The sequence below is a fragment of the Wenyingzhuangia sp. 2_MG-2023 genome, from assembly GCF_030548295.1.
GTDB lineage: Bacteria > Bacteroidota > Bacteroidia > Flavobacteriales > Flavobacteriaceae > Wenyingzhuangia.
The window spans coordinates 113953-130402 of the sequence record NZ_JAUOSB010000004.1 but is presented as its reverse complement, the minus strand read 5'-3'; the positions used below and the strand labels follow the sequence as shown (position 1 = coordinate 130402).

Sequence of the window (16450 nt, the reverse complement as noted above, 5' to 3'; positions counted from 1 at the left end):
AATCATTATGAAAATAAAAAATAGCAATAAGACAATAATAAAATTCTTTGTACTGTTTTTATTACTTCTTCGCACTGCGGTTTTTGGTCAGACACTTACGCATGCTTATGCAGATGGAGATACTCAAAATTCAATAAAAAACGATTTCTCAATTACAGTTGATGAAGCACATCAACTAAGTTTAACATTAGAAAATACGAGTGACGCATCATACTTATCACTTTCTAAGAACGGAACAGGATATGATGTTGTGTTGCAAAGTCGAGACCATGACATGAGCCATCATGTTAGCATTGTTGGAAGTATAGAAGATTTAGAAGGAGATACAGTTGCGACTTATAGCAAGCAATTTACAGTGCAACAAGTAACACCTTCTACAGATGATACTACAGCAGCATGGATGTCTGGAAAATGGGGAGTCCGATTTACAGTGCAAGGTGGTTCTAAATTAGATGCAGTTGTGGCTGCGGGTGCAAATTACAGTAATGGTGTAAAGCAAATAGCAGATACGCTTAAAACGGTAGGCTATGTAATTTCTAATTTAACAAACAATGCACACGGATATCATTATACGTTAAGAAATCATCCTTATATAGATATTGCCAATGAAATACATCCAGATTTTGTTCCGTCTGAGGAGAATGAACAAATTATTATTGATGCACTGCAAGCTTTTAAAAATAGTGGTAAAAAAGTGATTTTATACATTGCGTCAGATGGTCCTTCTGCAACAGGAGGTACTCCTAACAACGCAGAATATAAAGCAGCATGGAAGAATTATTATGATGAGAATTTTGATGGGGCTGAAGGGCCAGCATGGAGACTGCTATGTCAGGGTTTTGTTGAAAGATTTAATGATTTAGGTTTGGTAGATGGTTTCTGGGTAGATCATGCTACATCACTACCTGGTGGGGTGACCAATTTTGTAGATATGCTAAAAGCAGTGAACCCAAACTTTGCGATTACTGTAAATTATGGTAAAAAATATTTTGACAAAACTGTAGGATCAAATGGTATAGGAGTGAATGCAAATCATAAAGTAGTTGATTTGTGGCCTACAGGTGGTACTTATAATGATTTTTCTGCGGGACATCCTACACCACTTGCTACAGGTGCACCACCAAACTCTTGGGCTTACGAGGAATTGACTTTGGAAGAAACTAAAAATATGCCTTGGGTAACTTTTAATGGTAAAAAAATATTAAGACATTTTTGGACACCTATGCGTCAAAATTGGACAAGTACAAAATTAACTTTTCCTGTATTGTTTGATGTTGAACAAGCATATCGTTTTGTAAGAACTTTGACCGATGCTGGTGGAGCGCATAGTTGGGCAAATACCGTAACTGCTGGAGCAATTACACAAGAAGAGTTTGAGATGTTTAAAGAAATAGATGAGCGTATGCAACAATCTAAAAAGCCAGATTACGAAACGTATACAAGACCTATTGGAGCTTATTTTAATCAAGAATACAGATTTGATACTTCTTCTAATAATTATTGGAGTCATACATCAAATTGGTCTAGTGGTGCGTTGCCAACATCTACAGCAGATGTAGTTATCAAAGCAGGAGATTCTGTTCTTGTAGCATCAGATGCAAGTGTTAGAAATATTTTGATAGAAGAAGGAGGGAGTTTAAATGTTTCAAAGGAAATTAACTTTCAAATTAATGGAGAGGTTATAGGAAAAATTAATTATCTAGATGCAATAGAAGAACCACCTGTGCCAGGAATCGTTTCTCAATATCTTTTTGAAAATAATTTGAATGATGAAATAGGAGAAAATCATGGAACTTTGGTTGGAAATCCAACTTTTAACAATTCTTTAACCAAAGAAGGAGATTTTTCATTGTTATTGGATGGAGATGAGGACTTGATAAAAATAACAGATCATATAGGCAATTTTCCTAAAGGGGCTGCTGCACGTACAATTGCAGGATGGTTCAAAACAACAGCTGCTTCAGGAAGTTTATTTAGCTACGGAACAGAAGCAACAGGAGAGCGTTTTCAAATCATAGGAAACGTTAATGAGTTTAGTGTTGCTGTAAATGGTCATAAGTGGGGTAGAGATAATTTGTCTTTAACATCTGATTGGCATCATTTTGCTGTGGTGTTGCCAAGTATACCAAATCCCCAATCGGATGATGTATTGCTATATATTGATGGTGATTTAATTGCATCAACTACGCTTGCAGGAAATCCGAAAGATATTGCAACAGGTGATACTTTTGCTGTTGTAGGGGTGGGGTATAATGGGTATTTGGATGATTTTAGAATATACAATACAGCTTTAGATTCTTTAGAAATTAACACTATAATCAACGGCCCAATATTAGTTTCTTCATTGTCTTTTGAAGAAGGTTCTATAGAGGTTTTTGAGAACAATACAATTCAAATGGAAGTGTCAGTTTTACCCGAAGATGCGGCTAATCAAAGTGTGACTTGGTCTGTAGCTAATGGTACAGGTTCAGCTATTATAGATGAAAATGGTTTGTTGACAGGTGTTGCTACAGGTACGGTAACAGTTACTGCTGTTTCTAATGATGGTAGTGAAATTTCATCACAAACAGAAGTTATGGTGAGTGAATTGAATCCGGTTACTGATGTAACTGTACAAGGTATAGGAGGAGCTATTGCTGTAGAAATTGGAGAAGAATTACAAATGGAAGCCTTTGTTTTACCAGAAGATGCATCAATCAAAAATGTTGTTTGGGAAGTAGAGCCAGAGGGAGGTACTGGTACTATAAGTTCAGACGGTATATTTATAGGTAGTAATGACGGAACGGTTTATATACATGCAACTGCTGCGGATAATTCAGGAGTGTCAGGGTTGGTTTCTATTACGGTAGTAACGAAACCTCTAGTGAAATCGATTAATGTATTTGGTCCAAATGGAGTAAACACAGTTCAGGTAGGAGCAACTCTTCAAATGCAAGCATCAATATTGCCTGTTGATGCAGATGATCCAAGTATAAATTGGTCTGTTATCAACGGAACAGGTACTGCTACCATTAATACTATGGGAGTATTAACAGCACAAACTTTAGGAACAGTTACTGTTGCGGCAACGGCTACTGATGGCTCAGCTATTTATGGTCAAAAAGAGATTACAATTCAACAAGAAACTGTAGATACAGGTGTAACAATTTATCCTACCGATGATGCTTATACTTGGGATAAATTTGCAACCAATAATTATGGAGCTGTAAAGTTATTGGTTAGAGATAATTCTTCAAGTTTGAATCGTGATTCATTTGTGAAATTTGATCTAAGCATTCTTTCAGAAGTTGCTACAGCTAAATTTATACTTACTTTAGAGCAAGTTCCTGGAACAATTAGAAACTACGAAGCTTTTTTGATTACGAATGATAATTGGACAGAAACAGCTATCAATTGGAACAATGCTCCAGATAGTGAAATATCCTTAGGTTCAGTTACTAATAATGGTCAAACCATAGAATGGGATGTTACTAGTACAGTTCTTTCTCAGATAGAAGAAAATAAGATTATTTCAATTAAAATTATCTCTAAAGATTCTGCTATTACAAATAGTATTTATAGCAAAGAAACAGCCTTAAGCGATAATGAGAAACCAAAAATCATTATTTCTACCAGTACAGTTACGCTAAATTTAGATGATGAGCTAGATTTTGATAACAATGCAATTGTTGTTTATCCAAATCCTACAAATGATGTCTTATACGTAAAAGGAATTTCGAATGAAAAAACAACGATGTTTATTTATAACAACTTAGGACAATTGCTAAAACAAGAAGCGTACAAATCTAATATGGATTTAAGTGCTTTAAAAAAGGGAATGTATTATGTAAAAGTTCTGAATGAAAAAGAACAAAGAACATTCAAAGTCTATAAAAAATAATATAGAATGTGTTTCTAGTGAGAGAGGCATATAATATAGAAGTTAGTATAATCAACAAATAAATATTTATCATGAAAATTATTAAATTAATTACACTCTGTTTAATTGTAATAACATCTTTTCAAAGTTGCAAGAATAAAACAGAAAATTCAACAGAAACAAAAGGAACAGAAACCATTACTGAAAACCAGCCTAACATCATTTTTATTTTTGCTGATGATTGGGGGTATAAAGATTTAGGAATTCATGGCAGTTCGTTTTTAGAAACTCCTAATTTGGATAAAATGGCTGCTGACGGTTTGGATTTTCAAAACTTTTCTGTTGTTAACCCTGTCTGTTCTCCGAGTAGAGTAGGGATGGTAACGGGGCAATTTCCAGCAAGACAAAGTGTACATGGACATTTTGCTTCTGTAGAATCTCATGCCAAAAGAAACATGCCAGATTGGTTAGATCCTAATGCACCAATGTTGCCACGCATGCTTAAAAGTGCTGGTTATACTACGGCTCATTTTGGTAAATGGCATCTTACAAATACGCATGTAAAAGATGCTCCTACTCCGTTGGAATATGGTTATGATGAATATGGAGCCTTTAATATTGCGGGTAGATTGCATCAAATGCAGGTAGACTCTACATTGTACAAAACAATAGATTTTGCAAAACGTAATAAAGACAAACCATTTTTTATCAATGCATGGATTCATGCTACACATACACCACATTATCCTAAAGCAGAATACATGGAGAAATATGCGCATTTGGATGAGCAGCAACAGGTTTATGCAGCGGTAGTTTCCGAATACGATGCTCGTATAGGTGAACTATTTGCTACGTTAAAAGAATTGGGAATAGATGACAATACTTTAGTGCTGTTTTCTTCAGATAACGGTCCAGAAATAACAGGTACTAAAAAGAGAACGGAAGACAATTCTACAGGACCAGGAATGGGTGAGTTTTATTCTGTAGGAGAAACCAAAGAGCTTCATGGACGTAAGCGCTCATTATTTGCTGGAGGGGTACGTATTCCGTTTATCGTACGTTGGCCTGGTACAGTACCAGCAGGAAAAGTAGATAAAACAACTCAAATGTCAGCTGTAGATTTATTGCCAACATTTATGGAATTGGCAGGAGCAGCATATCCTGAGGGGTACGAGTCTGATGGAGAAAGTATTGTTGCAGCTATAAAAGGACAAGAATATAAGCGAGAAAAAGCTATTTATTGGGATTGGCGTTACTCTAGTAATCGTCCTTATTTTTGGCCAAGTGCAGCTGTACAAGATGAAAACTGGAAATTGTTAACTAACAAAAAAATGAACCGCACAGAATTGTATGATATTAGTACAGATTGGGCAGAGCAACATGATGTGTCTGCAGATTATCCAGATAAAGTAAAAGCTTTAACAGAGAAACTTGAAGTGTTTCAAAAGACTTTGCCAAAAGCACCACCAGCAAATACGTTTTCTGAAGAAAGAAAAACATTGTTAAATTAATAAATAGTGTTTTTATGTAAAACGAAGTGTATTAAACGTTCGTTTTACATAAGACATTGCAACATTTATAGCCCTAAGATGAGAAGTATGTTCTTATCTCGTAATTTAATTTTAGATTTTGTATAAAACAATTTACATATTATAAAGAATAAATATTGTTAATAGAGTTCACTGCTCAAAATAAAGTTGACAATTAGCTTGTCTTAAAAACATATAAAGGAGATTACGTTCATAAAGTAGTTATGTCTTTATGTGGTATTGGTAGCGGGGACAGTGTCTTTGGGTGTCATGAAGTTTAATGCTCTGGAAGGTCAATATTTTAGGTCTAATAGGTATGCTTATGGAATTATCAATATTGTCAAAAAAGAGAATAAGTTTAAAGCGGATGTTAAAGTGCTACATAGTAAGCTGAAACTTTCAAAATTAGAGTTAAAAGGAGCGAATACAATCCGTTATAAAAAAGGGAATGCAATAACAGTTGTCAATAAATAAAATTAAACAATCATCAAAATAATGAAGAAAATACTATTTGCAATTATTTTTACACTCACTTTATTTAGTTGCGCAAAATCCAAAGAGTTAGAAATAAAATCTCCTGATGGGTTGGTTAAAGTTGTATTAGAGAATCATCAAGGTTCTTTAAAATACCATCTTTACGATGATGAAAAAGAATTAGTTAGTGACTCTGAAATTTCAATTCTACAAAGTTTAAAGGTTCGTGTTTTAGCTACAAAAATAGAACAGGTAAATAAAAAATGGAATCCTGTATGGGGGCAATTTAGTGAAATAGAAGATACTTATAATGAACTAGAACTTTCCTTAGATTATGAAGGAACTTTAGCTAAACTTTACATAAGAACATATAACAAAGGTGTTGCTTTTCGTTTTCATGTTTTAGAGGTGTCAAAAAAGGTGAAACCTTCCTTTCTTATGGAATATGGGTTGACAGATTCAAGTATTTTATATTCTCCTGCAGGTGAAAAACCTCCTATTGGTCCCGTAGCTATAAAAGATTTAGCAACGTTGACATTCAATTCTAAGAAAGACAAATTAAGTATGCCTTTGCTTATTGAGCACGATCAACAGAAGTTTTTATCACTTTTAGAGTCTGATTTGGTAAGTGCTCCAGGATTTGATTTGATAGATTTTAAATTTGACAAACAGAGAAATAAGCTAATTTCTAAAAATGATTTTAATTCAGATGAAAAGAACTTTATCACTCCTTGGCGTGTCATTCTTTTGGAAGATCAGATAGGTGATTTGTTAACAAATACGGTAGCTTTAAATGTAGCGGAACCAAATAAAATTAAAAATACGTCGTGGATAAAACCAGGGAAAACCCTGTGGGATTGGAGAGTGCATGGTTACACTACAGATGATGGGTTTACATATGGCATCAATAACGAAAGTTATTATCGTTTTATAGATTTTGCGGCTGAAAATGATATTGAATACTTTATGATAGATGATGCTTGGTACACAGATGTAAGGCCAGGTTATATTCAAATGTCTGAAAAACTAGATTTAGACAAAGTAACAACATATGCTAAAGAAAAAGGAGTTTCGTTGTTGTTGTATTACGATAGAAGGCAAGGTGATTACGGAGATGAGGCTTTGTTTCCATATTACAAATCTCTGGAAATGAAAGGTATCAAATACGGTTTTATGGGAGAAAAAGTTTCATTCACAAGAGATGCCATTCGTATGAGTGCAGAAAGCAATTTGTTGATAGACTTTCATGACAGTCCTGTTCCTTTTACAGGAGTATCTAGAACATATCCAAACGCTATTACAAGAGAGTTTTGCCATGCGCAACAAGATTCAAGAAAAGCATTTACACCTAAAACATTTATAAGAATGGCATTAATCAATGCTATACAAGGTCCTTTGGATATGAATAATGGAATTTTTGATATCTCTAGCGTAAATGCAGGAGAAAGACAAAAAGGTCCCCGAAAATTAAATTCTTTACAGACTACAGTTACAGCAGAAGTTGCACGTACACTAATTGTTTTTAGTGGTTTGGTTTGTATACCAGATGCTCCAGAGTCTTATGCAGCCAAACAAGATTTATTTGAATTTATCAAAAAAATGCCTGTGGGTAAATGGGATGAGAGTAAAGTATTACATGCTAAAATGGATGCTTATGTCTCTACAGCAAGAAGACATGGAGAAGAGTGGTTTGTAGGTTCTGTGCACAATGACGGAGGAACTTTAGATATTTCTTTAGATTTTTTAAAAGAACATCAGAAATATACCATCACTTATTATGAAGATGCAGAGAATGCAGATAGTAAAACAAATCCAGAAGCTTATCAAATACGAACTGCAGTGGTTAAAAAAGGAGATGTGGTAAAGGCTACAATGGTTGCTGGTGGTGGACATTGTATGTGGATAAAACCTGAATAATTTTTTTAGAAAATGAGAAAAATAGCAACTTTTTTTACAATTCTAAGCCTGTTTTTTGCTTCATGTAAAAGCAAAAATCAACCTTTTAAAGCAACCAAACCGAATGTTCTTTTTATAGTTGTGGATGATTTGGGATATGCAGATTTGAGTGTGATGGGAAGTGCCTATTATGAAACACCTAATATTGATGCATTGGCAAAGTCTGGAGATATTTTTACCAATGGATATGCTACTTGCGGAGTTTGCAGTCCATCTAGAGCAAGTTTGTTAAATGGTCAGTTTACAGCAAGACATGGTGTTACTCAGTTTGACGGAGCGAAATCTGGTCAGGCTTGGCGAAAATTAAACAAACACACAAAGTTATTACCACCAGAATACAAACATCATTTAGATACTAGTGATGTTACACTGCCAGAGGTTTTTAAAGAAAATGGGTATACAACTTTTTTTGCAGGAAAATGGCATTTAGGAAGCGCAGAGGATCACTCACTACCAACCGATCATGGTTTTGATATTAATGTTGGAGGGTATGAAAGAGGTGGTCCATATAGTGGTGGTTATTTTTCACCTTTTAACAATCCTACAATAGTAGATTATGAAGATGAGAAGGGGATGTCTCTTTCTATGAAATTGGCTAAGGAAACATCTGCGTTTATTCAGAAAAACAAAGACAATAATTTTCTAGCTTATCTTTCTTTTTATGCTGTGCATGCACCTATACAAACCACAAAAGAAAAGTGGGAAAAATACAGAGACAAAGCAGAAAAAATGGGAATTGCAAAAAATGGGTTTGAAATGGAGCGTGTGTTGCCAGCTAGAAAACACCAAGACAATCCCGTTTATGCAGGTTTGATAGAACAAGTTGATGAAGCTATAGGAACTGTAATGCAAACTCTTAAAAAGAATGGTTTGGATAAAAATACCATTATAGTGTTTACTTCGGATAATGGAGGGGTAACATCGGGTGATGATTTTTCTACCAACCAACTTTCTCTTAGAGGAGGAAAAGGATATCAATGGGAAGGAGGTCTTCGAGTTCCTTATTTTATTTACGTGCCGTGGATGCATCAAAAAGGAAAAATTATCGAAACACCTGTTTCGGCTACAGACTTGTTTCCTACACTTTTAGATTTAGCGGAAATTCCGTTAAGACCTAAAGAACATATAGATGGCTTAAGTCTAAAATCACTTTTAGCTGGAGGTGATGAAATTCAAGAACGTCCTTTGTATTGGCATTATCCACATTACGGAAATCAAGGAGGAGAACCGGTTTCAATAATGAGAAAAGGTAATTGGAAAATTATACATTATTGGGAAGATGATCATTTAGAGTTGTATGATTTGAAGAGGGATATAGGAGAAGTAAATGATGTGTTTATGCTGAATAAAGAACTGGCTTTGGAAATGAAAAAAGAATTAATGACTTGGTTAGAATCGATGAATACTCAATATGCTGAAAAAGACACTTTATGGAATGAGTCTGCATGGAAACAACGTTTAGAGAACAATAAAAACAAGTTGATGCCAAAGTTAGAAGTCAAAAGAAAGAAAATGCTAAGCCCAAATTGGAAACCTAATGAAAATTGGTGGGGAAGTAAAGTAAAATAAAATTAAAAAGAAAAAAATGAAATATTTAGTAGTAGTTGTTTTCTTGTCATCATTGTTTATGACAAGTCAATCAAAAAAAAGTAAAAATGAAGCTCCAAACATTATTTATATTTTGGCAGATGATTTAGGTTATGGAGATGTAAAAGCATTCAATCCAAACGGAAAAATTCCAACACCTAATATGGATAAAATGGCAGCAAACGGTGTTAAGTTTACAGATGCTCATACTTCTTCTTCTGTTTGTACTCCAACTCGTTACGGAATATTAACAGGGCGTTACAATTGGAGAACCAAGTTGAAGAGTGGTGTGTTAGGAGGGTATTCAAAATCCTTAATAAAACAAGATCGTACAACGGTTGCAGATTTGTTAAAAACACAAGGATATAGTACTGCTTATATTGGAAAATGGCATATAGGTTGGGATTGGAGCTTTAAAAATAAAAATGTAAAAAATATTAATAGTTTAAATGCTAAACCTGAAGTAGATTTTACGATGCCAATTAAAAATGGTCCTTCTACACATGGGTTTGATTATTCTTTTGGTTTTTGTGGTTCGCTAGACATGGCTCCATATGTATATGTAGAAAATGACATGCCAACTATGGTGCCTACCAAAACAACTGTTTCAGTTGATGAGAAAGGAGTATGGAGAAAAGGACTTACTTCAGATGATTTTGATCACACCAATGTATTGCAAGATTTAACAGATAGAGCAGTAAATTATATTAGCAATCAGGCCAAAGAAAAAGAACCTTTCTTTTTGTATTTTCCTTTACCAGCACCGCACACTCCTATTTTACCCACTACAAAATTTTTGGGAAAAAGTAATACCAATATGTATGGTGATTTTGTCATGCAGGTAGATGATGTACTTCGTCAAATTAGAGAAGTATTAAAAGAACAAGGAATTTCAGAAAATACTTTGGTGGTGTTTACTAGTGATAATGGATGTTCTCCAAAAGCAGATTTTGAAGAGTTGGCTAAAGTAAATCACGATCCAAGCTATACGTTTAGAGGGACCAAAGCAGATATTTTTGAAGGAGGACATCGCGTACCTTTTATAGTAGAATGGCCTGCAAAAGGATTAAAAAATGCCACCTCAAACAAAACCATTTGTACTACAGATTTCTTAGCAACTTGTGCGCAGATAACTGGGTATAAATTAAACGATGCAGAGGGAGTAGATAGTTATAGTATGTTACCCTTAATCACAGAAGAAGAAGCTATGGATATTCGAGAATATACAGTTCATCATTCTATAAATGGATCTTTTGCTATTAGAAAAGGAGATTGGAAATTAAATGTATGTCAAGGTTCTGGAGGATGGAGCTACCCAACACATCAAGATTTGAAAAAGAATGAAAAGGAATTTCCATATATGCAATTGTACAATTTGAAAGAAGACATTGGAGAAACTAAGAATCTAATAGCTGAACATCCAGAGAAAGTAGCAGAGTTAAAGTTAGCACTTAAAAAAATCATTTTAGACGGAAGAAGTACGAAAGGAAAAAATCAGAAAAATGATGGAATGGATGGATGGAAACAGATAGAAACAATTACAAAATAAAAGATATCTTAAAAAACATGTTGTTTAGAATAGAGAAAATTAATTTAAGCATTATGAAAAGAGATGTAAGCAATACTATTAATTATTGAATTTGAATATTTAGGTAGTCTAAATAGTATGTTATTCATGACAAGATTTAGCCTATACAAGGGAGTCGTTCTCTGAGTAGATAGGATAATCAAATAGTGATTTAGTGTACAAATACTAATAATGCCCGTTGTGCATTTGGGTGAAATTCTGTCTTTTCGAGTGGTTTTTCGGAATGAAATGAAGAAAAATTGTATCGAGAATGAGAATTTTAGTGTCAAAAATAGTTCTCGATACACTTTTTCGTACCTCAAAAGCACTCGAACCGATATTTAGGATTTTTAAGATCCCCAAATGCACAATGAGTTAATAATATTTTAAGAAATACAATATAAATTATCTTCTATGAAAAAGATTCTATATGTCCTATTCTTTTTTCTCGCCTACACACAAACGCATGCTCAATTCTTGTTGAGTTATGACAAACCTGCTAGTAAATTTACAGAAGAACAGAGAAAAGATTATCGAAAATTAGGATATATGCAAGAGGCATTGCCTTTAGGAAATGGTCGTTTAGGAGCCATGTTTTCTGGAGGAATCGATGAAGAACATATCATGCTAAATGATATCACTTTGTGGATGAATAGCAAACGTGGTTTAGATACTGTTGCTCAGTCTGGAGTAAGAATAGGAGCTTATAAAAATTTTAATAAAGTAAAAGAAGCCTACGAACAAGGACGTTATGGTGCTTCCGAAAATAGCATGGAAGGCATGTCTACTAAATACTTAAGCAGTAAACAGCCTTTAGGAAATTATGCTCCTTTTACAGATGTCTATATTTCCACAGATCATGATAATGAATCAGTTAGTAATTATACACGTACTTTAGATGTTCACTCAGGAATTGGTCAAGTAAGTTATAGTATTGGTAAAACTAAATACCATAGAGAATATTTTTGTAGTTATCCTAATGATGTAGTTGCTGTAAGATATACAGCCAATAAAGCGAAGATGAACCTTCATATTAAGGTAAGTACCTTGCATACAATCAATAATTTAAAAGCACATGATAATACAATTGTTCTTGAAGGAGAAGTTTCTATGGTGCAAGACAACATTCACTTTCAACAATTGGTTTATATTGATGCAAGTGATGCTAAAGTAATTCCTCAAGCTGATGGTTCTATTCAAATAGAAAATGCTACTGATGTAAAGATATATGTAACTGCCTATTCAGATTATGTACCTGTTTATCCTAGTTTTAAAGGTCGAGATTATCAATTAGATACAAAGAAAGTTATGGATATAGCCTTAGATATGGGCTATGATCATCTAAAACAAGCACATGTAAAAGATGTTTCTGCATTGATGGATCGTTGTCAATTAGCTTTAGACTATCAACCATCTGGATTGACAACAGATCAACTCATCAAACAAGGTGCAAGCTTAGAATTAGAAAATTTATATTTTAATTACGCTCGTTATTTACAGTTAAGTTCTTCAAGAACTGCTCCTGTTCCTTCAAACTTACAAGGATTATGGAACGGACATTTAAAACCTGCTTGGAATGCAGATTATCATAACGATATCAATGTAGCCATGAATTATTGGATGGTAGAAACAGCAAATCTTCCAGATTCTTTTGAGCCTTATTTGGAGTGGTTGAAAATGATTGCTGAGTCAGGGAAACACACTGCTAAAGAAGGTTTTGGAATTCAAAAAGGATGGAGTGCAGGCCTTAACGGAAATGCTTTTGGGTTTACTGCTCCCAATGAACATGGTAGACGTATGCAACAATCGGGAGCTTGGTTGTCTCAAAATTTATTTGAACATTATGCTTTTAATCAAGACAAAACATATCTAAAAGAAATTTATCCAATTTTAAAAGGAGCTGCTGAGTTTTATGTGGAATTTTTATCTTCTTGGAAAGATGGTTCCTTAGTGGTGTATCCAACATGGTCTCCAGAAAATACATACTTAAAAGAACAGTTTAGCAAATTAAACAAACAGACTTATGGAGCCTCGTGGGATCAACAATTGGTATTGAATTTATTTACAGATTGTATTGAAGCTTCTTATGTTTTAGAATGTGATGCGGAACTTAGAGAAACACTTCAAAAAATGATTCCAAAATTATGTCCTCAAAAAATTGGACAATATGGGCAATTACAAGAATGGCCAGAAGATTGGGATGATCCAAAAGATCAGCATCGTCATATTTCGCATTTAATCGCATTACATCCTGGTCGTGATTTTTCACCACTTACTACAAAAGAAATTGCTGAGGCTGCTTTGGTAACCATGAAACATAGAGGTGATGTTTCAACAGGATGGAGCACAGCATGGAAAACTAATTTTTGGGCAAGACTTCATAATGGAGATAAAGCACATCAATTCTATCAATTTTTAACATCAAAACGTGCTTACCCAAATCTATTTGATTTTCATCCACCTTTTCAAATTGATGGAAACTATGGAGGAACAGCAGGTGTTTGCGAAATGTTGTTACAAAGTCATTTAAGAAGTGTAAATAATAAAGCAAATACCATTGAAAAAGCTGCTTTTGTAGCCTATCAAAAAAGTGCAGAAAATCCTAATCATTTTATACCTGTTTCTCCAAATGAATCTTTAGCTAATTCACCTTATATATTAGACTTATTACCTGCTTTACCATCGGCATGGCCAAAAGGAAATATAAAAGGATTAAGAGCTCGTGGTGGTTTTGAAGTAGACATCTCTTGGGAAAAAGGAAGATTAGTCAAAGCTAAGATTCAGGCAACTAAAAATGGAGCTTTTAGAATTTTTTATCAAGGAAAATTAAGTGAAGTGATCACCTTGAAAAAAGGAGAAACCAAAGTTTTTAAAAATTAATATAAAGATTTATGAAAAGTTTTAAGTTAATTGTATTCTTTCAATTATTTAGTGTTGTATCGTTATTTGCACAAACTATTAGTAGTGATTGGCCTGTATTAAAAACGTATGACCAAGAGCATATTCAGAAAATAAAAATGCCTGTAGGAGGTATTGGAACAGGAACCGTTTCATTAACAGGAAGAGGTTCTTTGGAAGATTGGGAAATCATGAATAGACCTGCAAAAGGGTTCAATCCTACTTTAGAAAATTGGGGACCCGTGAAAGAAAAAGGACCTTTCTTTGCCATTTTTATAGAAGATAAAGAAGGAAATAAACAGACTCGTTTGTTAGAAGGAGCCCCAGATGAATCCTATTACGAAGGAGCTTTGGGAGCAACATCTAATCATCATGGATTGCCTCGTTTTAACAAGGCATCTTTTAAAGCCGCTTATCCTTTTGGACAAGTACATTTAAGCGATGAAAAACTTCCTGTGGAGGTGGTTGTAGGAGCATACAATCCTTTGATTCCTGGAAACATAGATGATAGTAGTATTCCTATAGCTATTCTTTCTTACAAAGTAAAAAATACGAGTCATAAAGATATAAATGTATCTCTTTCAGGAACTATTCAAAACTTTATTGGTTTTGATGGGAATAGAGGAAAAGCGATTAAAAATATAAATTCTATTAGAGAACAAAATGGAGTAAAGGGAATTCATTATTCTACCAATGGAGTAGATCCTAAAAGCGAACAATGGGGAACGATGAGTTTTGTTTCTTTAAGTGAAGGAGAAACAACCTATAGAACAGCATGGCAGCCTAAGACAAGTCGTTGGGATAAAAAAAGACTTGATTTTTGGGATGATTTTAGTGAAGATGGCTTGTTAGAAAAAAGAGAAAATAAAGAATCCAATGCTCCCATGGGATCTTTGGCCGTAAAAACTACTTTAAAGGCTGGAGAAGAAAAGAACTTTACTTTTTTAATCAGTTGGCATTTTCCAAACAGACAAACTTGGGACAAACCAGGGTTTCAAAAGCTGATTAAAGCAACCGTTGGAAATTATTACACCACAAAATATAAAGATTCTTGGGAGGTGATTTCTAAAACAATTCCACGTTTAAATGAATTAGAAAATAATACTAAAACTTTTGTAGATGCACTTATTAAAAGTGATATAGCTGAAGAGATTAAAGAATCAGCATTGTTTAATTTGGCACATTTAAGAACTCAATTAGCCTTTCGTATCAAAAGCGGACATTTGTTAGGATGGGAAGGTCTTTTTGATACCTATGGTTCTTGTTTTGGTTCATGTACACACGTTTGGAATTACGAGCAAACTACGGCTTTCTTATTTGGAGATTTGGCTAAAACTATGCGAGAAGTAGAGTATAAATACGCTACAGATGATACAGGTTTGATGAGTTTTAGAGTGTATTTACCATTGGAAAAAGGTCAAGAATGGGGAAAAGCTGCTGCCGATGGGCAAATGGGAAGTATTATGAAATTTTATCGTGAATGGCAATTGTCTGGAGACGATGCTTTTCTAAAAGAACACTGGCCAAAAGTAAAAAAAACGTTAGAGTTTTGTTGGATTCCAGGAGGTTGGGATGCCGATAAAAATGGAGTGATGGAAGGTTCACAACACAATACCATGGACGTGGAGTATTTTGGTCCAAATCCTCAAATGGGATTTTGGTATTTAGGAGCTTTGAGAGCATCAGAAGAAATGGCTTCTTATTTGGGCGATAAGAAATTTGCTAAAACGTGTAAAAAATTATACAAACAAGGAGCTACATGGATGGATGAAAATTTATTCAATGGAGAATACTACGAGCAGCACATTCAACCACCTATGTCAACAGATAAGGTAGCTCCTTCGTTAATTGGAGCAACGTCTGGTAAAAACTCTATAGACCTTACTTCTCCAGATTTTCAATTGGGAAACGGAGTGTTGGTAGATCAATTGGTAGGGCAAGTTTTTTCACATATTGTAGGCTTAGGGTATTTGGGGAAAGAAGAGAATATCAAAAAAACAACGGAGTCTATTATGAAATACAATTATGTTGAAAATATGACTTCTCATGCTAACTTTCATAGATCTTATGCTTTAGGAAATGAATCTGCTTTGTTAATGGCTGCGTATCCTAATGGAAGACCGGAAAAACCATTTCCTTATTACACGGAGGTGATGACAGGTTTTGAATACACAGCGGCTATAGGAATGTTACAAGAAGGTTTAACGAAAGATGGTCTGTTATGTATTCGTAATATTAGAGATCGTTATGATGGAAAAAAAAGAAGTCCGTTTGACGAAGCTGAAGCAGGACATCATTATGCAAGAAGTATGGTGGCTTGGGCTGGAATTTTAGCGGCTACAGGTTTTCATTATTCAGCAGTAGAAAAATCAATGACTTTTACCTCTAAACCAGGAACTTATTTTTGGAGTAATGGTTACAGTTATGGAACCTGTGAGGTAAAAAATAACGAAGTTAGTTTAACTGTACTTTCTGGAAAATTGGAGTTAGATTATTTCTCTTTAGAAGGTGAGAGAACGAAAAAAATGAAAGGGAAGATTCTAAATTCTGGAGAAACAGTACTTATTAAAATTTAAAAAA

General features: G+C 34.3%; 7 protein-coding genes. All 7 read left to right on the top strand.

Translation table 11 applies throughout. From position 1 onward, the window contains the following. The first annotated feature begins 7 nt into the window (after window positions 1-7). The 7 genes from Q4548_RS07185 to Q4548_RS07155 all read left to right on the top strand — a co-directional run bounded on the left by Q4548_RS07185 (window position 8) and on the right by Q4548_RS07155 (window position 16446). Window positions 8-3880, top strand: a complete 3873-nt coding sequence (locus Q4548_RS07185) for an Ig-like domain-containing protein (protein ID WP_303453085.1) — start codon at window positions 8-10, stop codon at window positions 3878-3880. Window positions 3881-3951: 71 nt separating this feature from the next. After that, on the top strand, window positions 3952-5370 hold the full coding sequence (locus Q4548_RS07180; protein WP_303453083.1) for a sulfatase-like hydrolase/transferase: 1419 nt from the start codon (window positions 3952-3954) through the stop codon (window positions 5368-5370). A gap of 513 nt (window positions 5371-5883) precedes the next feature. Continuing rightward, on the top strand, window positions 5884-7779 hold the full coding sequence (locus tag Q4548_RS07175; RefSeq protein WP_303453080.1) for a glycoside hydrolase family 97 protein: 1896 nt from the start codon (window positions 5884-5886) through the stop codon (window positions 7777-7779). Window positions 7780-7791: 12 nt separating this feature from the next. After that, complete coding sequence (locus Q4548_RS07170; RefSeq protein ID WP_303453077.1) at window positions 7792-9387, top strand: sulfatase; 1596 nt, start codon at window positions 7792-7794, stop codon at window positions 9385-9387. 16 nt (window positions 9388-9403) lie between these two features. Further along, window positions 9404-10954 (top strand): arylsulfatase, encoded by a 1551-nt coding sequence (locus tag Q4548_RS07165; RefSeq protein ID WP_303453074.1) that lies wholly within the window; start codon window positions 9404-9406, stop codon window positions 10952-10954. Between the two features lie 432 nt (window positions 10955-11386). Further along, a complete protein-coding gene (locus Q4548_RS07160; RefSeq protein ID WP_303453071.1) occupies window positions 11387-13852 on the top strand; it encodes a glycoside hydrolase family 95 protein in 2466 nt (821 codons plus the stop codon). An 11-nt stretch (window positions 13853-13863) separates the two neighbouring features. After that, complete coding sequence (locus Q4548_RS07155) at window positions 13864-16446, top strand: GH116 family glycosyl-hydrolase (RefSeq protein WP_303453068.1); 2583 nt, start codon at window positions 13864-13866, stop codon at window positions 16444-16446. The last annotated feature ends 4 nt before the right edge of the window (window positions 16447-16450 follow it).